The 18,171-nt window shown below is 69.3% G+C and carries 20 protein-coding genes and 1 pseudogene; 16 read left to right on the top strand and 5 right to left on the bottom strand.

Features of this window, described 5'->3' with window-relative positions:
- The first annotated feature begins 231 nt into the window (after positions 1-231).
- Complete coding sequence (locus tag ACWC2B_RS33790) at positions 232-1,977, top strand: chloride channel protein (RefSeq protein WP_450723488.1); 1,746 nt, start codon at positions 232-234, stop codon at positions 1,975-1,977.
- A gap of 11 nt (positions 1,978-1,988) precedes the next feature.
- Here ACWC2B_RS33790 and ACWC2B_RS33795 read toward each other — a convergent pair whose 3' ends face one another.
- Positions 1,989-2,507, bottom strand: a complete 519-nt coding sequence (locus ACWC2B_RS33795; protein ID WP_450723421.1) for a nitroreductase family deazaflavin-dependent oxidoreductase — start codon at positions 2,505-2,507, stop codon at positions 1,989-1,991.
- Positions 2,508-2,855: 348 nt separating this feature from the next.
- On the opposite strand from ACWC2B_RS33795, the gene ACWC2B_RS33800 reads away from it, so the two are divergent.
- Together ACWC2B_RS33800 and ACWC2B_RS33805 are read left to right on the top strand one after the other, a co-directional pair.
- Positions 2,856-3,398 carry a MarR family winged helix-turn-helix transcriptional regulator gene (locus tag ACWC2B_RS33800; protein ID WP_450723423.1) on the top strand — a complete coding sequence of 181 codons (543 nt, stop codon included), beginning with the start codon at positions 2,856-2,858 and terminating at the stop codon, positions 3,396-3,398.
- A gap of 187 nt (positions 3,399-3,585) precedes the next feature.
- The gene (locus ACWC2B_RS33805; RefSeq protein WP_450723425.1) at positions 3,586-3,744 is read left to right on the top strand and encodes a hypothetical protein; all 159 of its coding nucleotides are present in this window, start codon (positions 3,586-3,588) and stop codon (positions 3,742-3,744) included.
- Positions 3,745-3,791: 47 nt separating this feature from the next.
- Here the strand turns inward: ACWC2B_RS33805 and ACWC2B_RS33810 are convergent, their stop codons facing one another.
- Positions 3,792-5,720, bottom strand: a complete 1,929-nt coding sequence (locus ACWC2B_RS33810; RefSeq protein WP_450723427.1) for a galactose oxidase-like domain-containing protein — start codon at positions 5,718-5,720, stop codon at positions 3,792-3,794.
- Between the two features lie 317 nt (positions 5,721-6,037).
- Between ACWC2B_RS33810 and ACWC2B_RS33815 the strand changes: the two genes are divergently transcribed.
- The 9 genes and pseudogenes from ACWC2B_RS33815 (at position 6,038) to ACWC2B_RS33855 (ending at position 13,256) form a co-directional block, all read left to right on the top strand.
- On the top strand, positions 6,038-7,225 hold the full coding sequence (locus tag ACWC2B_RS33815) for an FAD-dependent monooxygenase (RefSeq protein WP_450723429.1): 1,188 nt from the start codon (positions 6,038-6,040) through the stop codon (positions 7,223-7,225).
- Positions 7,226-7,399: 174 nt separating this feature from the next.
- Positions 7,400-8,134: a GAF domain-containing protein gene (locus tag ACWC2B_RS33820; RefSeq protein ID WP_450723431.1), complete on the top strand. Its 735-nt coding sequence runs from the start codon at positions 7,400-7,402 to the stop codon at positions 8,132-8,134.
- Between the two features lie 11 nt (positions 8,135-8,145).
- Positions 8,146-8,376 (top strand): hypothetical protein, encoded by a 231-nt coding sequence (locus tag ACWC2B_RS33825; protein WP_450723433.1) that lies wholly within the window; start codon positions 8,146-8,148, stop codon positions 8,374-8,376.
- Positions 8,377-8,478: 102 nt separating this feature from the next.
- A pseudogene (locus ACWC2B_RS33830) lies at positions 8,479-8,616 on the top strand (transcriptional regulator); the annotation flags it as partial.
- Positions 8,606-8,905: an ANTAR domain-containing protein gene (locus ACWC2B_RS33835; protein ID WP_450723435.1), complete on the top strand. Its 300-nt coding sequence runs from the start codon at positions 8,606-8,608 to the stop codon at positions 8,903-8,905. The pseudogene ACWC2B_RS33830 and the gene ACWC2B_RS33835, both read left to right, overlap by 11 nt.
- A 490-nt stretch (positions 8,906-9,395) precedes the next feature.
- Positions 9,396-9,668 (top strand): hypothetical protein, encoded by a 273-nt coding sequence (locus ACWC2B_RS33840; RefSeq protein WP_450723437.1) that lies wholly within the window; start codon positions 9,396-9,398, stop codon positions 9,666-9,668.
- 526 nt (positions 9,669-10,194) lie between these two features.
- Positions 10,195-11,607 carry an amino acid permease gene (locus ACWC2B_RS33845; RefSeq protein ID WP_450723439.1) on the top strand — a complete coding sequence of 471 codons (1,413 nt, stop codon included), beginning with the start codon at positions 10,195-10,197 and terminating at the stop codon, positions 11,605-11,607.
- Positions 11,608-11,827: 220 nt separating this feature from the next.
- Positions 11,828-12,142 carry a hypothetical protein gene (locus ACWC2B_RS33850; RefSeq protein ID WP_450723441.1) on the top strand — a complete coding sequence of 105 codons (315 nt, stop codon included), beginning with the start codon at positions 11,828-11,830 and terminating at the stop codon, positions 12,140-12,142.
- A gap of 286 nt (positions 12,143-12,428) precedes the next feature.
- The gene (locus ACWC2B_RS33855; RefSeq protein ID WP_450723490.1) at positions 12,429-13,256 is read left to right on the top strand and encodes a zinc ribbon domain-containing protein; all 828 of its coding nucleotides are present in this window, start codon (positions 12,429-12,431) and stop codon (positions 13,254-13,256) included.
- Positions 13,257-13,431: 175 nt separating this feature from the next.
- Here ACWC2B_RS33855 and ACWC2B_RS33860 read toward each other — a convergent pair whose 3' ends face one another.
- From ACWC2B_RS33860 to ACWC2B_RS33870, 3 genes are all read right to left on the bottom strand, one after another.
- Positions 13,432-13,575: a hypothetical protein gene (locus ACWC2B_RS33860; protein ID WP_450723443.1), complete on the bottom strand. Its 144-nt coding sequence runs from the start codon at positions 13,573-13,575 to the stop codon at positions 13,432-13,434.
- A gap of 893 nt (positions 13,576-14,468) precedes the next feature.
- Positions 14,469-14,987 (bottom strand): N-acetyltransferase family protein, encoded by a 519-nt coding sequence (locus ACWC2B_RS33865; RefSeq protein WP_450723445.1) that lies wholly within the window; start codon positions 14,985-14,987, stop codon positions 14,469-14,471.
- 18 nt (positions 14,988-15,005) lie between these two features.
- Positions 15,006-15,779, bottom strand: coding sequence for a GntR family transcriptional regulator (locus ACWC2B_RS33870; protein ID WP_450723447.1), 774 nt, complete (start codon positions 15,777-15,779; stop codon positions 15,006-15,008).
- Between the two features lie 178 nt (positions 15,780-15,957).
- Here ACWC2B_RS33870 and ACWC2B_RS33875 point away from each other — a divergent pair, with 178 nt between their 5' ends.
- The 4 genes from ACWC2B_RS33875 (at position 15,958) to ACWC2B_RS33890 (ending at position 18,151) form a co-directional block, all read left to right on the top strand.
- Entirely contained in the window at positions 15,958-16,302 is a 345-nt protein-coding gene (locus ACWC2B_RS33875) for an SCO3933 family regulatory protein (protein ID WP_450723449.1), read from the top strand.
- Positions 16,299-17,672 (top strand): FtsK/SpoIIIE domain-containing protein, encoded by a 1,374-nt coding sequence (locus ACWC2B_RS33880; RefSeq protein WP_450723492.1) that lies wholly within the window; start codon positions 16,299-16,301, stop codon positions 17,670-17,672. The genes ACWC2B_RS33875 and ACWC2B_RS33880 overlap by 4 nt, the downstream gene beginning before the upstream one ends.
- An 84-nt stretch (positions 17,673-17,756) precedes the next feature.
- Positions 17,757-17,963 carry a hypothetical protein gene (locus ACWC2B_RS33885; protein WP_450723451.1) on the top strand — a complete coding sequence of 69 codons (207 nt, stop codon included), beginning with the start codon at positions 17,757-17,759 and terminating at the stop codon, positions 17,961-17,963.
- A 2-nt stretch (positions 17,964-17,965) separates the two neighbouring features.
- Positions 17,966-18,151: a hypothetical protein gene (locus ACWC2B_RS33890; RefSeq protein WP_450723453.1), complete on the top strand. Its 186-nt coding sequence runs from the start codon at positions 17,966-17,968 to the stop codon at positions 18,149-18,151.
- Positions 18,152-18,171 lie beyond the last annotated feature (20 nt).

Genomic DNA, 18,171 nt, shown 5'->3' on the forward strand with positions numbered 1-18,171 from the left:
CGTGTGTTCAGTAGCTGTCCATGGGTATTGATATCGGGGCAGGTCAGAGCATCTGTGGCGGTCGCATGGGGCATCCCCGGGGTGCCTCCCCTTGACAAGCTTTGCATAATGCAAAATGGCGCGAGTAAGGGGAATGTGAACATGGCCGACACGACGACGAGGCCCGCTGCGGCGGCCGACGCACCAGGAGCGATACGCCCCCTCTCATGGCGGGAACGCGGCTCGGTGGGGATGCGCGAGGCGAAGTGGGGCCTCGCCGCACTCGCGCTCGTGATCGGAGCCGGCGCAGGGCTCGGCTCGATCGCCTTCCGCTGGCTGATCAGGACTTTCACCGGGCTGTTCTCCGGCCATGCCGACTATGCGGGAGCCGGCGGCTCGGCCAATCCCCATGTGCCGTGGCTGGGGCCGTACTTCGTGCTGCTCGCGCCGGTGATCGGCGGGCTGCTCTACGGGCCGCTGGTGGACCGGTTCGCCAAGGAGGCCCGCGGCCACGGCGTGCCCGAGGTGATGCTCGCGGTCGCCCAGCGCGGCGGCCGCATCAACCCGAACGTCTCCGTCGTCAAGGCCCTGGCCTCGGCGCTGACCATCGGCTCGGGCGGCTCGGTGGGACGTGAGGGCCCGATCGTGCAGATCGGCTCCGCGCTCGGCTCCACCCTGGGGCGCATCACGAAGGTCACCGAAGGGCGGATGAAGCTGCTGGTCGCCTGTGGTGCGGCGGGGGGTATCGCGGCCACCTTCAACGCGCCGCTGGCCGGGGTGTTCTTCGCGATGGAACTGATCCTGCGCAGCTTCACCGTCGAGGCGTTCGGCGCGGTCGTGCTGTCCAGCGTCGCCGCGAGCATCATCGGCCGTGCCGCCTTCGGAGATGTCGCCTTCCTTACCCTGCCGGCCTTCCACGTCGACCACGTCGCGCAGTACGGCCTGTTCGCCCTGCTCGGCATCGTCGCGGGCGGCGTCGGCATCGGCTTCACCCGCATCCTGTACTGGATCGAGGACGCCTGCGACTGGGCCTGGCGCGGACCGGAGTGGCTGCGCCCGGCCGTCGGCGGTCTGCTGCTCGGTGTGGTGCTGCTGGTGCTTCCGGAGATGTACGGGGTGGGCTACCCGGTCCTGGAAAACGCAGCCGAGGGCAAGTACGCCGCCGCCTTTCTGCTCCTGCTCCTGGTTGGGAAGATCCTGGCGACCAGCCTCACGATCGGCATCGGCGGCTCCGGCGGCGTCTTCGCCCCGAGCCTGTTCATGGGCGCGATGCTGGGGGCCGTCTACGGGGCCGGGATGCAGTCGCTGCTGCCCGGCACGACGGGCGCGGTCGGCGCCTACGCGCTGGTCGGCATGGGCGCGGTGTTCGCGGGCGCCTCCCGGGCGCCGATCACCGCGGTGGTCATCCTCTTCGAGCTGACCGGCGAGTACTCGATCATCCTGCCGCTCATGCTCGCCATCGTCACCGCGACCGCCGTCAGCAGGCTGCTGTCCCGTGACACCGTCTACACCCTCAAGCTGCGCCGCCGCGGCATCGACCTCGACGGCCCCGCCCCAGGTGCGCCGCTTGGTTCCCAGCGGGTCGACGAGGTGATGGAGGCCGCCCCCGGGGCACTCGCGGTGGACGCGCCGCTGTCCGCCATGGCTCTGGAACTGTCCCGGTCCGCGCACGGGGTGCTGCCGGTGGCCGACAAGAACGGCCGCTACGTCGGCACGATCACGGCCAGGTCTGTCGCGGAGGCCCTGGCTGATGAGCCCGGCTCCGCCGGCTGCGGCGCCCTTGCCGGGGACCTGGTGCAGCGGCCCGCCTCCCTCACGGCCGACCTGCCGTTGGCCGCGGCGCTGCACGCCCTGATATCCCACCCCGGCACCGGTCTGCCGGTACTCGATTCCGAGCGGTCGCACCTGGTGGGCTGGCTCACCCACCAGAGCGCGCTGCGCGCCCTGCATCCCGTCACGGGCCCGGCACCCATGTGCGCACCGGTACCCGCGGGCTGACGGCCGGCGCCTCAGGACCGGCCCGCACGTCCGCCGGGGCCCGGCCGCTCCTCCAGCCGCACGAAGGGGATCCGCTCGCCGGCCGCCCGGAAGCTCTCGGCGCTCCCGTCGGTCTCGAAGCCCATGTACCGGCACAGGACGCGGGCCGCGCGCGGGTGCTGCGGCGCGTACGCGGCCATGATCCGGCCGCCCTCCTCCGGCGGCAGGAAGCGGGCGGTCACCGCGTGGTAGCGGCGGCCGAACTGGATGGTGGCCTGCGGGGTGCGGCGCAGGTTCTGGTACCACTGCGCCTTCGGCCCGAAGCCGGACGCCACGGCCCAGGTCCGCCGCTCGGCGTCGTAGGCCACCACCTCCACCACCACCCGCCGGGCCTGGCCGGAGACCCGGCCGGTATGGATCAGCAGCAGCATCCGTCGGCCGAACAGGGGCCCGAGACCGGCCCGGTAGAGGTGCACGGGCAGCCGCGCCACCAGCCGTTTCCAGCTGGTGGGGAGCTTGGGCCGCTGAGGTTCGGAGCTGGTGTCGGCCACGGGTCTGCCTCTCTGGACTGTGGGCGAGCCGGACGCACCGGCATGGAATCAGTCACGATCCGGTCAAGAGAATGATTCAGCAGCACAACCTTTGCATAGTCTAAACGTGACGGGAAGGGGGTGTCCGATGGCTGCACACACCGGGTCGGCACAACGCGCCGGAGGCCGGGCGCAGGCCGCGCTGGCGACGCCGGGTCGCCCCAGTGCTGCCCTCCCCGCCGAGGCGCGGAGGGCCAAACGGACCGCCGCACGACGACGCCGCCATGCTGCTGCTGCGCCACCGGACTTGACGGACTCCACACCCTGCCCGGTGGCAGGAAACTGGAGGCGGCACGGTAGAAAGAGGGTATGAGTGAGCACCAGCAGCCTTCCGTCGGCGCCAGGGACGACGTCGACGCCGTGACTCTCGCTGTGCTGACCGCCTCTCGGGTGCTGGTCGCCGTCTCCGCCCGCTCTCTCGCGGCGGTCGAGGACCGTGTCACCCTGCCCCAGTTCCGGCTGCTGGTCGTCCTGTCCACCCACGGTACGGCCAAACTCGTCGCCCTCGCCGACCTGCTCGGCGTCAACCCGTCGACCGCGATGCGCATGGTGGACCGGCTCATCGCGGCCAACCTGGCCGACCGCCAGATCAACCCGGACAACCGGCGCGAGACCCTGCTGCGTCTGACCGACGACGGACGGCGGCTGGTCGAGGAGGTCACCGCCCGCCGCCGCGCGGAGATCGCCGCGATCGTCGAGCGGGTCGCCCCCGATCAGCGTGCCGCCCTGGTGGAAGCCCTGACCGCGTTCAGTGACGCGGGCGGGGAGCCGCAAGTCACCGACAACGACGGGGCGCTGTACCCGCTGGGATGGCCCGACACCCCGGTGCGCCGCACGGCCGAGAAGAGTTAAGGGGCCGTCAAGAAGCAGGCCGGCAAAGCCCTCCCGTGCGGTTTTGCCCTGTGCAAGGATGGACGCGTGGAGCCGTCCCGTACCGGATGGCTGCTGGCGCGCCGGGAAGTCTGGTCGGCACCCGAACCGACGCACGCCGGGAGTCGCTTCATGCACGCCGTGGACATCGCCGAGCCTCGCCCAGACCATGCTCTGCCTGGCCGGCGGCCACAGCCCGTATGCGGTGGTCGTCACGCGTGACGGTCGGCGCACCGAGGTGCGCGGCACGGTCACGGCACGCAGTCTGCTCCAGTACCTGGAAGGGGCAGCCAAGGCGGAGCGGCTCCTGGATGACGCCGCCTCCTGACCCGACGCCGGATCGCCCACCGGGCCGGCGAACCGGGACCGGGGCCGTCAGCGGACGTACAGCCACTTGGCCTGGGACGGGGTGCCGTGCTCGTCGGTGACGAACAGCATGTGCCAGCCGGCCGGTACCAGGCTCCGGTCGTTCGGCACGGTGACCGTGATGCTGTCGCCGGTCCGCTTGAAGCCGAGGGCGACGGAGCGCTGGTCGAAGTCCGTGACGTGGGTGGCTGATCCGGGGTGGATCAGCCGGACGCTCTTGATGCGGAGGGCGTCGGAGGTGGGGAAGGCGGTGCTCTGCCCGCGCCGCACGGAGCCGGGACCGGGACCGAGCCGGGGCCGGTCGTCGCGGTAGAGGTAGGGCGGGGAGTACACCTCGATGCGCTGCTCGAAGGTGCCCGGCCTGGTGTTGTCCTCGTCGCCGAAGAGCGGGTCGGAGCCGAAGACGGCGACCCGGCCGTCCGGCAGCAGCAGGGCCTCGGTGTGGTAATTCCGCCCGACGGCGGGCTCGGCGGCCGTGCGGAAGGCGTTGGTCTTGGGATCGTAGAACTGGGCGGCGAGGATGTTGCTCTGGCTGCGGCCGCGGTAGTCGCCGGAGCCGCCGGTGGTGAAGACGGTGTCGTCCGGCATCAGCACGGTGTTCAGGTAGCGGGTGGCGTTCGGCAGTTCGGGGCCTTGGGCGAAGGCCGGGTGGGCCGCCTTGAGGTCCACGAAGGCGGTGCGGGCGGTCACCTTCTCCGACTCGCCGACGCCGCCCCCGCCGAACACCATCACCTTCTGGTCCTGCGCGGGCGGCAGCAGCACCGAGCCCGAGGTCTCCAGTGTGTCGGGGTCCTTGAGCCCGGGCACGGCCCGGAAGGTGTTGGCGGCCAGGTCCCAGATGCCGGGCGCCCGTCCCTTGTCGGCCGGCCCGTACCCGGCGTTGGAGCCGGAGTAGAAGACCTTCCCGCCGTTCATCAGGAACAGCGAGGGATAGGTGGGGAAGTAGCGGGTGGGCGCGGTGCTCCAGGTGCGGGCGGCGGGGTCGTAGATCTCGTTCTTGCCGGGCACGACCTGTCCGACGTCGTCCAGGCCCGAGGTGGCGAGCACCTTGCCGTCGGCGAGGGTGAGCAGGGTCGGGTACCAGCGGGCCTCGCTCATGGAGCCGACCTTGGTGTACTTCTCGGTGGCCGGGTCGAACTCGTAGGCGTCCTTGATCCCCTGGAAGTCCTTCTTGTCCAGGCCGAGCTTGTTGGCGATGCCGTAGAAGTTGTCGTCGTCCTTCCCGGACAGCCCCTGGATTTCGTACTGCTCGGTGGTGTTGGTGATTCCCTCGGGGCCCGCCTGGTCGGCCTCCACGTACACCCGCGCCTCGTTCGCGGTCACCGTCGCCTTCCCGGTGTCCGGGTCGATGCGCTTGTGTGCGGCGGGGACGTGGACGGGGAACTGGGAGCGGTAGGTCTTGCCCGAGGCGGACAGGAACGCGGTGCCCTTGGGGAAGGTGCGGTCCTGGTCGGGGTCCTCGTTCTTGACGAGCATGGCCCCGCCGGCCCGCTTCACGTCCCCGCCCAGGACTTCGTAGCGGCCGGTGCCGCCCGCGATGAGCACCTTCCCGTCCGGAAGCTGGGCGTGCCCGGCGCAGAACATGTCCTTGGGAGTGTCGATCTTCTTGAAGGTGTTGGCGACCGGATCCCACAGCGTGCTCTTGAACGTGCCGCCCTCGAACAGCTTCAGGTTGTTCCCCGATCCGGCGATCAGCAGCACCTTGCCGGTGCGCAGCAGCACCGCGTGGATCGAGTTGAGCTGGTAGGCGGCGGGCATCGCCACCACGTCCCAGTGCCCCCGCTCCGCCTTGTAGCCGTCCGTCTCGATCTCGTACGCGTGGTACCGCTCCGTGGCGAAGCCGACCACGGCGGGCGCGTTGAGGCCGACGAGGACGAGCACGGCCCCGGCACCCAGCCAGGTCTTGCGGGACTTCAGACGAAACGGACGCACGGGCATGAGGGACCTCCGGGGTGGTCGGACCCGATCGAGGCCGGGCGTCCGACAACTACCTCAGGGGCGCGCGTGAGTCCCCGCGACCCGCATATTGCACAGTGCAAATTAGCTCGGAGGGTGCATGGGGGAGGTGGAGGAGGGGTGGCCGGCCCCTGATTCGCCCCTCTCTGGCAGGCACGGTCAGAAGGTGGTCAATCGCGGTGGTGATGTGCCGCCTTCGGTGCTGCGCCGCTCACTTGACAGGGTGGTTTTGCATAGTGCAAATGTAGAGCGTGGTGACGGTGGACGACACGGTCCGGGAGAGAGAGGGGGGCATCTCGGTGAAGGCAGTGATCTGCGGTGCGGGGATCGCCGGGCTCGCTCTGGCGGGGCGGCTGCACAACGTCCTGGGCTGGCAGGTCGTGGTCCTTGAGAAGGCCCCCACGCCGCGCACCGAGGGCTGCATGATCGACTTCTTCGGTCCGGGCTACGACGCTGCCGAGGTCATGGGTGTCCTGCCGTGGCTGCGCGAGCTCAGCTACCCGATCACACAGGCCGACTTCGTCGACGAGTGCGGGCGGTGCAGGGCGAGTCTGAAGTACGAGAGGTTCGCACGTACTGTGGGTGGCCGTCTGCTCAGCATCATGCGCCCCGATCTCGAACTCGCCCTGCGCGAGCGGCTGTCGTTCGCCGTGGATCTGCGCTTCGGTACTTGCCCCGCCCGCATCGAGGACCGCGGCAACGGCGTGCGTGTCACCCTCACCGACGGTCGTGCGATCGACGCCGACCTCCTCATCGGCGCCGACGGCATCCACTCCGCCGTGCGCGGTCTGGTCTTCGGTGACGAGCACCGCTATGTACGCCGGCTCGGGCTCAACGCGGCGGCGTTCACCATCGACGACTCTGACCTGCACGCCGAGGTCGGCGACCGCTTCGTCCTTACCGACACCCTCGGCCGGCAATTGGGCCTGTACGCGCTGCGCGACGGAAAGGTCGCGGTCCTTGCCGTGCACCGCAGCGCCCGACCCGAGCCGCCGGCGGATCCGCGGGCAGCCCTGCGCGAGATCTACCGAGGGCTCGGCGGGGTGGTGCCGCGCGTCCTGGAGCGCTGCCCGCCCGCCGGAGAGCTCTACTACGACCAGGTCGCGCAGGTCGAGATGGACAGCTGGAGCCGGGGCCGCGTCGTCCTGGTCGGCGACGCCTGCCACGCGGTGTCGCTGCTGTCGGGGCAGGGTGCGTCGCTGGGGATCGCGGGCGCGTACGTGCTGGCCGACCAGCTCGCCCGCACTTGCAGCGTCGAAGAGGCGGTGGGGCGCTACGAGCACATCTGGCGGCCCGTGGTGGAGCGCGGGCAGCGCGCCGCCCGGGGCAGGGTCCGTTGGTTCGTGCCCGATTCGCCGCTGCGGCTGCGCGTCAGGCGGGCCGCCCTCGACCTGGCCGGCCTGCCCGGGGCGAGCCGCCTCATCGGTGGCCGCCTTGCGGGAGGGAGGCTTCCGTCCCTCGGTGAACTCGCCGCCACCTCACCGTAGTTCCATGCTCAGTGCCCACGCCCGGGAACTCCTTCGCCGATCTGCGAGGTCTCTCATGGCAGTCAGTACCTGCTTGTGAACCCTGGACTGGGCGTTGGGTGGTCTGGTATTGCGGTAGCCAGGTGCGTAGCGCGGAACCGAGGGGAGGAGGCGCTGCGGATGCTGGGAAGTGGTGTGAGGGATTTGGTGGAGGCGCTGATCAGGGGCCCGCGGGAGGAGTTGGGCGCGGGGTGGGCGGGTGAGGCCGCTGCCCGGCTGGGGTGGGACGGCATGGCGGTGTCGCTGGCTTTTGACGGGCCGGAGTTGGTGTGGTTCAGCGATGAGGTCAGTGCCCGGCTGGAGGATGCGCAGTTCACGGTGGGGCAGGGACCGAGCCTTGAGGCCGCCCGGGACGGGGCGGTGTGCCTGGTCGGTGATCTGGGGCTGGTTCCGGGTCCGCGGTGGGTGGGGTTCCTGTCCGCGGCGGCTGATCTGCCGGTGGCGGCGGTGTTCTCCTTTCCACTGCGGCTGGGAGCTTTGAAGATCGGTGCGCTGACCGGCTACCGACGCCGCCCGGGACGGATCGACGAGGAATCCGTCGAGAACGCGCTGGTCCTCTCCGACGCCGTGGCGGAGTTCCTCCTGCGCACCCTGCTGCCTCCCGCCGGGGAAGAGGCCGACGGACCGGGCGGGGCGGGGACGGTGGACCTGCACCGGGCGGAGGTCCACCAGGCAACCGGCAAACTCGCTGCCCAACTGTCGATCACTCTGGCGGCCGCGATGGCGAGGCTGCGCGCCGAAGCCTTCGCCTCCGGCCGCGACATCACCGATGTCGCCCGAGCCGTCCTCGACGGCGAACTGCGCCTGCAGGCCCACCCGCACCCCGCCGACCCCGGCAGGGGGAACACCGGACATGACGAACCCTGCTAAGGAGACAGGACATGAACGACAGCCAGGACCGGCGCCAGGATAGGAGGCAGGCTGTGGACGAGCCTCGCGAGCAACGGGTGGCGGACACCTTCGTCCTGCTCGCCGACACCCTGACCGACGACTTCGACCTGGTCGAGTTCTTCCAGACCCTGTGCGAGCGCTGCATCGAACTGCTGCCCGTCACAGCCGCCGGACTCCTCCTCGTACGCCCCACCGACAACCGACTCCAGCCCTGCGCCTAGGCACCTCCCACTCTCAAGCTGAGCGACCTGCTGGCTCTGGCCGCCACTCGCAGCCCAGCCGCCCACACACACCTCCACGCACAGCCCCTGCCCGCCGTCGACCTGCGCACCACCGACTCCCGGTGGACCGATTTCGCCGACCGGGCCACCAACGCCGGATTCACCTTCGCCACCGCCCTGCCCCTGCGGCTACGCGAACAGAACCTCGGCAGCCTCCTGCTCCTGAGCAATGAGCCCCAACCCCTGCCCGAACCCCAAGTGCGCCTCGCCCAGGCCCTCTCCGACGCAGCCGCCATCGGCCTGGTCCACCAGCGCACCCTCACCACCGCCCCACACCACCACCGTCCAGCTGCGCACCGCACTCCACAGCCGCATCGCCATCGAGCAGGCCAAAGGCTTTCTCAGCCATCGCCTGGCCACCACCCCCGATACCGCTTTCGACCTCATGCGGCGCTACTCCCGCAGCCGCGGACATCGCCTCACCGATGTCGCCCACCGCGTCCTCGACGACGGCCTCCTGCCCACCTGACCGGGGTTGCGCGTCGGGACCGGGGAACGCTCCAGCCCTGATGCGGGCTCCGGTTGCCGCGTCCGGCGCATTGCCGGACGGGGGCGGCGATGTGGTCGAGGCAGGCTTGGAGGCCGGCGCCGGGGTAGCGGTAGGGACGGCGGCGTCCCATCCCCACTGCTCGTTGCGGGCGCTCCAGCCGATCTGGATGGGAGGACGGCTCCAACGGCTCTGGGCGACTACGGACTCCGGCACGGTCGCCTCCTGAACCTCGGTTGCCCGTGGGGGCTCGGGCCGGTCAGGAGTGCAGACGTCCGACCCGCTGTCGGCAACCTAGCCCTCCGAGTGGTCATCGGCCGTTCAGGAGCGTCCCGTGAGGTGATGCCGTGGCCACCCGAGTGGCACCGGAGTGCCACAGGCGCCGAAGTGCGATGTCGGGCATACAGTTCGCCCCAGGTGCGCCGGGAAGTCTGGTCGGCAAGGTCGCCCGCCTGCCCAGGAGGACTCGCCCGTGCCGCAGCACCCGCCCGGTCACGTCACCGGCAAGCACCATGCCGTTCCTTCCCTGTTGCGCAGACTGCTCCGCCACCCCTCATCCGCCGCCCACGTGGTGGTCCATCTGCGCGGCGACATCGGAGGCAGCAATGCCCGGCAGGTCGGCGCACTGTTCGACCGCGGTCTGCGTGAGCGGCCGGACACTTTCGAGGTGGACCTGGTCCAGGTGCGCCACCTCGGCCCCGACGGCACTGTCCCGTTCTTCTCCGCTCTGAGAGCCTGTGTCTAAACCCCGCCCGGGCCCGTGGCGCCTGGCACGCACGCGCGCGGCGTTGCCGAAACGCCCTAGTAGCTCCGCTACGAGGGCCTTCCGGCGCCTTGCGATCGCACGCACCAGACGCCGCGGTCTGATCCGGGCGGGGTTTAGACACAGGCTCTGAGGAAGGCGCGCGCCGCCGACGCAAAGATGGTGCTGGCGAACGCCTCCGCCGAGGTGGCGGCGGTGCTGCACCGGGTGGGCTTCGACCGGGCCCTCGGGGAACCTCCCAGGCTGGACGGCTCCTGACCCGAACCCGAGGGGCAGCTCTGCTGCCGGCCGGGTGTCGGTCGCCGTGGACGCCGGTCGCGACGAGCCTGCGGCAAAGGGCGTACGCCGGGGGGCGGGCCACAAGGTCAACTGCTTCTCCACCAGGGCGCTTTGATGTCTTCTTAACGCGATGGCAGCGATTTCTTGACGTACGCTCGCAGTGGTGTGCCGGGAAGCCTGGTCGGCAAAGCAGTCCCTCTTTTGTCTTTGCCAGGAAAGGCACCTCGCCATGAGCATCCACGAGCCGGTCCGCCCTGCCGTCGCCCCGGCCCTCGCGGCCCGCGGGCCGCGCCGCTCGGTCCTCTTCTTCGCGTTCGCCTTCGCGGTGATCGCCGACCCGGTCTCCTCGGTCGCCTACGCCATCGAGGCCGCCCTGCGCGCCCTCCGTGGCGACCTGGCGCTGCTGCTGCCCACCATGTCCCTGGTGATCGGCCTGGTCGTGGTGGTCACCGCGAACTACTGGCAGCTGGTGCGCCGCTTCCCCAGCGGCGGCGGCGCGGCGGCCGCGGCCGGGCGGGCCTTCGGGCCGCGCTGGACCTTCCTGCCCATCGGCGCGCTGGTCGTCGACTTCGTGCTGACCATCGGGATCTCGATCGCGGCCGCCGCCAGCGCGGCGATCGCGCTGTTCCCCGCACTCGCCCCCATCCGGATCCCCCTGGCGCTCGCCCTGCTGGTGCTGGTGGCCGGGCTGACCTGGTTCGGGCACGGCGGCAGGCTGCTGTTCGCCGTGATGACCGTCCTGTTCGTGGCGGTCTCCACCGCCGTCCTGGTCCTCGGCTTCACTGCCCCGCACGCGATGGGCCATGCCGCGACCACGGCCGACCCGGGACACTCCGCCACCCTCGCTGTGGTGCTCGCCTTCCCGGTGGCGATGGCCCTGGCCACCGGCATCGAAGCCCCCTCCACCGCCATCGCCCAACTCGGGCAGCTCGACGACACCCACCGTCGGCGCTTCGGCCGCGGCACCCTCGCCCTGCTCCTGGTCATCGTCGGCGGCCTCACTCTGGCCCTGACCGCCCTCGCCGTGAACCTGCGCATCGGCATCCCCGGCGCCGACTCCACCCAGATCGCCGACATCGCCCACGCCGCCGCCGGACCGGGCTGGCTCTACGGCGCGTTCCAGCTGACCAGCTCGCTCCTGCTGCTCGCCGCCGCCAGCTCCTCGTTCCAGGCCGGACCCGGCCTGCTCAAGGCCCTGGCCGGGACCGAGAAGGCGCCGGGTGTGCTGCCGTCTGTCCTGGGACGCGCCAACAAGCACCACACCCCGTACTGGTCGGTCCTCGTCTACCTGGCCGCCGCAGCCCTGATCATCATCGCGGCGGCGGGGAAGGAGCAGGAACTCGTCCTCTTCTACGCCGTGGCCGTCTTCGTCAGCTTCCTCGTCGGGCTCATCGCCATGGCCCGCTTCGCCCGCACGGAGAAGAAGCAGACGCTGGCCTGGGTCAACGGCCTCGCGGCGGCAGCCGTCGCGTTCACCCTCGCGGTGAACCTGCTGCGCGGCTGGCCCATGCTCTCCCTTGCCGCGACCCTCCTCATCGCCGCCGGCCTGTACGCCCGCTGGGTCCGGGCCGGACGGCCCAGCGGCATCGAGGACGTGGAAAGCCGGGCCGAGCAGCCCGTGGAAGCCGCCAGCGGCAGGTGAGAACACCCCACTCCTTGGTACCAGTGGCTTCCCGGTCAGGGTTCCGCTGCACGACGCCGACCGGGCGCAGCGTCCTGTGAGCCGCGCGATACCTCACATTTCAACCATCCCGTTAGGATGCCGACCAATTGCGGCGGACCGATGGCATCGGTATCCACCGCAGCCGACGGGCCGCCACGCGCGGCACCGATCTTCACGTGCCCCGCCGGAGCCCCCGCCCATGACGACCATCGAGTCCTGGCTCGTATTGAGCCTCTCCGCCGTCCTCCTGCTGCCGGGCATCGCCCTGCTCGCAGGATGGGTTCCGGTTCGCGTCCGCCACCGCCCCGGGCCACTGCGCCTCCTGGGCGTGGCTGCTCTCGGCTGCTTCGCGGCTCTCCAGTGCGACACCGTGCCCCGCTTGTCCCAGACATCCCCCGGGATCATCTCGCTCTTCGCTCACGCCGGTCTCGCGCTCGCCGCAGTCGGCGTGCTCCTGGGTATCGCTTACGACCTGAAGACCGGCCCGTCACCGCACCACACCGCCCTGCGCTGACCCCCTGGACCGCCGACCCTCCCCGAGGCGTCTGTGCCGGGCACGCGGTCAGATCTGCCGCAGGGTGCCCATGTGCGCGGCGAACGCCGCCGGGGTGCCGCCGAACCCCGCGGACCATCTGGTGAAGCTCCGACGCCCCGGAATCGTTCCTGCTGAACTCGGCGACTGCCGCCGCGGTCGATCCGGCAACGGTCGCGAAACTGTCCACCAGTAGCTGGGTGTAGCGCTCGACGATGAGCACGCCCGGGTTCGCTATGTCGCCGAAGGTGCGCGAGCCGTGGTCTTGATGGATGGCCACTCCGACCACGACCCGCCCGAAGGAGGAGGCCAGTCCCACCTCAAGGGCACAGCGTTCTGTATCCGCTGCGAGGAGCGCTTTGGGCTCAGTCCGGCCAAGGGCGGCGCGTACTGGTACTTCTACTGCTCAGGCCGCCACCGAGGCACCGGCTGTGATCCGCCGTACGTACCGATTGATGAGGCCGACGAGTTGGCAGCCGAGGCGTACAGCCTCTTCCCAACCGCCCACGCGCTGGAGCTGCATCGAGACGACCTCAAGGCGCTGCTGGACGCGAACGCGGCTGAGCGCAAGCGAGAGGCCGATGTCCAGCGTCGGCGACTGCTCGACCTCAAAGATCAGAGCACGAAGCTCCTGCGAGCGCACATGGCCGACGCTGTGCCGCTCGACGTGATGAAGACGGAGCAAGACCGTATTCGGCAGGAGCAGGCACAAGTTGAGGAAGTCTTGGCCGGGTTGGAGACTGACCATAGCCAAGTGTTGGCGACGTTCGACAAGATCGTGAAGCTCCTCGCCAGCCTGAGCCCGGCCGTCTACCGCAGCCTGCAACCGGCCAGCAAGCGCACGTTGAACCAGACGTTCATGCAGCAACTGCTGATTGACCACCGCGACCACGGGCGACCAGTACTCCGGTTCACGGAGCTGGGCCAGGTCATAGACAGCGTCGCGGGCGTACCACCGTCGCAGGGTCTACAGCCGGGCCGGACCCTCGGGTCGGGCTCTGTGCCAGATGCAAAGAACCCGCAGCTCACCGGAGTGGCTACGGGTTCTAGTAACGCGCGTTTGGAGCGAGTGACGGGAATCGAACCCGCGCTCTAAGCTTGGGAATCTGCGATGATCTAGGGCTGATCCGGCCGCTGAGCTGGCGAATTAAGGGAATCGCGGGTTGCGTTGGTGCTCGGGGCGGGACCTTGATTCCCTGCGGCTCCCCGCTCGATCTGGTGCGGCTGTGGTGCGGCTTTGGGCCCCGACCTGAGCCGGGGCCCTGGGTGCGTCAGCCCTCCGTCGCGTCGTGGTTGTAGTCGTCGCGGGGGTCGGTTCCGTGGCTGCATTCCGGGCAGATCATGACGTCTTCGGGGTCGTCGGAGTACGGGTTAGGGACGAGACCGTCGTCGCACTGAGGGTCGGGGCAGGTCATGGTGTGCTCCTTCGAGGTCGGGGCCGTTGTCCTGATGGGCTTCGCCCAGCTCGGTTCTTGTCGGGCGTCAAGGTGGAGCACTCCACGACTGAACGACCTTGGCGCCCGACAAGGTTCGTGCTGCCCTCGGGCATCAGGACAGCGGTGCCGACCGGCGGCCACCCCCACCACGTCTCTCCCCGCGTCTACGCACCGGATCTCCGTGCTCAACCGCCGCATGCGGCCGGTCCGGCGGGCGTTGCCGACTGCCCAAGCGGTGCGAGGTGCGTTCACTGCGTGAGGTCGGCTGTGCGGCTTTGGCCGGTGTCCTGCCCGGTTTGGGGTTGAGCATGATCAGGGGGCCGTACGCTTGCTGGCCACTCGGGCAGGCTTCACCCCTGCCCGCAATGTGTCCGAGTGGCCCCCTGGTCTTGCTCAACGCGGGACCCGAACCGGGGAGGTGGGTAAAGCCGTGGAGCCGACCGTCCCCACCCCGGCCTTGCATTTCGCCCCTCATCGGGCGCGCCGGGCGACGGCGCGCGGCCCCGGTGGCGCAGACAAGGAGGGGCAGGCGCGACGGCGTCCGGCGGCGCCGCCGCGCTGTGCGCGGCACCTTTGACCCCTGCGTCAAACCGCTACGCGGTTCAGGAGGCCGGGAACGCCGACGCCTCAGCGTCCAGTGTGTGTTTCTCCCGAGCGTCCACCGTGATCCCCCGGTAGCGGCGCCCCTGGTGTTGTCGCTGCCTTCGGGGGCCACTCGGACGCATTGCGGGACGGGGTGGAAGCCACCGGGTGGCTGGCTGCGCGGCGGCGGCCGGGTTGGCGATGATCTGATGCACCACCCCGTCCCGTGCCCGGACGGTCGGCCGGGCAGCGAGCGCAGCGAGCCTTGAACCCGTAGAGAAGATTTCTACTCACTCCGGCGAGGCAAAACAGATCGCCTCTATCGCCTGGTTGTCACCGTAGGCATGTGAGGTCGCGCCTAGACGGACCCAGCCCAGTCGTTCGTAGAGGCGTATTGCAGCGGCATCCTTGGTCATCACCTCGAACACCATCTTCGTTCCTTGCTCGCGTCCGAACTGGGTTACCGCGCGCATGAGTTGCTCCCCGATACCCTTTTTCCGAGCCTCCGGGGCTACGAAGAGCCGGACAGGAACGGCGACTGCGCGTTCTGGGTCGTTGCTTTGGCTACGCCAAAGGTCTACCGCGTCCTCGCCGTTCGGGCGGCAGATCGCCGCATGCCCCACGATCTTTCCTGCGGACTCCGCAACCCAGGCTTTCAGCATCCCGGGGGGAGTGAGCCACTCCTCAGGCCGATCGACGCCTTCCACGGGATAGCCATCGGCGGCATGGACCCGGACTAGAACCATCGCGGTTTCAGCAATGTCGCTGTCCCGGCGTGTGCGAATTGTGAGGTCATGCTTATGACTCATGGCTTCCGCCCTCCGGATCTACTCAACAGGAACGTTGTAACTAAGCCCGTTCATGTCTGCGCGCATCACGAAGAGAGTGACTTCGTATGGATCGCCGTTTTGATCGAGGCTTGTATGGAGTACTTCAATTACCGGCACGCCTTCAGGGAGTTCGAGATGGCCTACTTCCTCAGGAGTGGGCATGCGCGCGGAGATCTCGTCATTGATCCGCGCCATCACATGGCCATTTTCTTCAAAGACGCCATGAATCCCGTACTGGTGCGGCACTTCTGCTTCTACGAGTCCGGTCCCTCGCGCGATTTCCCACGGAATCCAGGTTGTCACTCGGTATACGGGGTCATCATCGGCGTAGAAAACGTTCTCGCGTCGGAGTACAGATTTGGTAGTGGCTGAGACGTTCAGTCTTTGCGCGAGTTCGCGATCAGGCTTCATTTGCTTGATTCCCAGAACTTCGAAGCGGCCACGTTTTCCCTGCCTGGCGCATTCAAGAAGAAATGGCGACAAGCCTGTATCGCGATGCTTATGGGAGTACCTATCACTGCCGAGGCGGATCAGGGTTTGCTTTTTCCTGACGAACGCGCCACGTCCCTGTTGGGACGTAATGAGGCCCTCACGGCTGAGGATGCTAAGCGCTTCATCCACAGTGTTCCGCGCGGCGGCGTAGTGCTTGGCGAGTGCGCGCTGCGAGGGAAGTTGCGCCCCCGGCTCGTACGTACCGTCCCTGATCGCATTACGCAGATCGTCTGCGATCTGCTGGCTGCGCGGCCTGGTGTCTGCATCGGTGTTGGTCATGCCCACCTCTCCTGACTGGCTCTTACCACCCTACCGCCTGGCTTGAGCCAGTTGCCTCTGAAGGGTTGACGAACTGGCTTGAGCCAGTTCTACTGGTGGTGCAAGCCAGTTCAACTGGCCTGAGCCAGATGGGACTTGGCAGGCAACTCCACATCCGCCCTTACGAGGGAGTCCCGCAATGCCGTCCTTCAAGATCGATACTTCAACTGCCGTGGTGTTCGTGGCAGTTGAACCGAAGTTCAAGGTCATCAACAAGCAGACCGAAGAGGTCGCCGTGGACCGGGAGACCGGCGCGAAGATGATGACGGTCGGCCTGACCGTCGCGGACGAGGGTGAGGCGAACCTCTTGTCCGTGTCGGTGCCGGAGACCGGGGTCCCGGACGGGACCAAGCTCGGGATGCCGGTCAAGGTCGTCGGGCTCAAGGCCCGGGACTGGGAGAACACCTTCAACGGTGAGAAGCGGTTCGGGATCGCGTTCCGTGCCGTCGCCCTGATCCTGCCGTCCGCGTCCGCGAAGAGCTGAGCGTCGTGTCCGGGAGTGTGCTCTTAGCGCTGGTGGTCCTGGCCGTGGCCGCGTTGTGGGTGGCCCGGCTCAGGTTCCCGGCCGTGTACTGGTCGCTGGTCGGCCTGCCCGCCGCACTGTTCCGGGTGCTGTCGTCCTACCGCCAGACCATGGAGGCGTGTGACCTGACGGTCTCCCCGCCGTGGTGGCGTGTGTTCGGCAACAAGCTCTCTGGCGCCGAAGTGATCCGGCCCGGCATCCCCAGGATTCGGGGCATCCGCCCGACCACGACCGGGCTGCGCCTCCGATTCAGGCTCGCGGCCGGGCTGGCCCCGGACGATGTGGTGGTGTCGGCGGAACGGCTGCGGCATGCCTGGGGTGTCTACTCGGTGCATGTCCGTGAGGTCCGGCCGGGTGTGGTGGATCTGCGGATGACCGGCTTCGACATCCTCGACCGTGTCCGGATGCCGCGCCACCTGGCCACCGGGCCCCTGTCGGCCGTGGTCGGCCTGCGCGAGGACGGCCTGCCGTTCGTCCGGGACTACCGCAAGATCCCGCACGCCCTCACCCTGGGCGCGAACGACACCGGCAAGTCCACCTACCAGCGCTGCCTGGTCAAGGGTCTGGCTCCGCTGGGTGTGGCGCTGGTGGGGATCGACTGCAAACGCGGTGTGGAGCAGACCCCGTTCGCCCCGCGCCTGTCCGCCCTGGCCATCACCCCGGATCAGGCCGACGGCCTGCTGGACGCGCTGGTTGCGGTCATGGAAGACCGCTTCGATCTGCTGTGCCTGCACCAGGGCATCACCCCGGGCACCCCGCTGGAGACGATCACCTCCGACATCTGGGGCCTGCCCAAGCACCTGCGCCCGGTCCCGATCGTCGTGCTGATCGACGAGATCGCGGAACTGTTCCTGATCGCCTGCAAGGTTGACGCGGAACGCCGGGACCGCATGGTCACCCAGCTCATCCGGCTGGCCCAGCTCGCCCGCGCGGTCGGCATCTACCTGGAGATCTGCGGGCAGCGCTTCGGCTCGGAACTCGGCAAAGGCGCCACCGCCCTGCGCGCCCAGCTCACCGGCCGGGTGGTACACCGCTGCAACGACAAGCAGACCGCCGAGATGGGCCTGGGCGACATCAACGACCTCGCCGTGGCCGCCGCCACCAGCATCCCGGACAACCGGCGCGGCACCGCGATCGCCGGGGACTCCTCCGGCGGCTGGTCCCGCATCCGCACCCCCAAGACCACCCTGGGCGAAGTAGCCGCCACCTGCCGCGAGTTCGCGCACCTGACCCCGGACCTCCCGGCCCTGGCCCCGTGGCGCCCGGCTCCTCCAGTACCCGTCCAGAGCCCTGCTCCGGCGCCCGTTGAGAAGGCTTCGAGCACCCGGTAACACCCCGCTGCATCCCGGTCGGCGTGACCGTCTCGCGCCAGGTCCCTACCCGCTCCATGCCCGAAACCTAAAGGAGAGATCACCATGTGCGACTACTGCGAGGACTTCACCCGCACCGTCGCCCTGCTCGGTGACCTGGCCCTGTACGGCCACCTGTCCGGCGCGGACTGGGTGTTCATCGAGATCGTGGGCACGTCCCTGGCCGCGTCGCTGTCTGAGCCGCCGCCCGGCTTCCTCCCGCCCGGCTACGACCCCAACGACGGCCCCGAGTACCCCGGTCAGGGGTGGTGACCATGCCCGCCGCGAAGAAACCCACCGCCCGCCGTGCTGCGAAGAAGCCGACCCCGTGCCCGGACTGCCAGACCGGTCAGGTCCTGGAGTCCTTCCAGGTCGGCGGACGCAAGAAGCACACCAGCGCCGACAAGCAGGAAGCCCTGTGCCCGACCTGCCTGGGCACCGGCCAAGCCCCGACCGACTGAAACCCGGGACCGGGCGGCCG

Source organism: Streptomyces sp. NPDC001415, assembly GCF_053597395.1.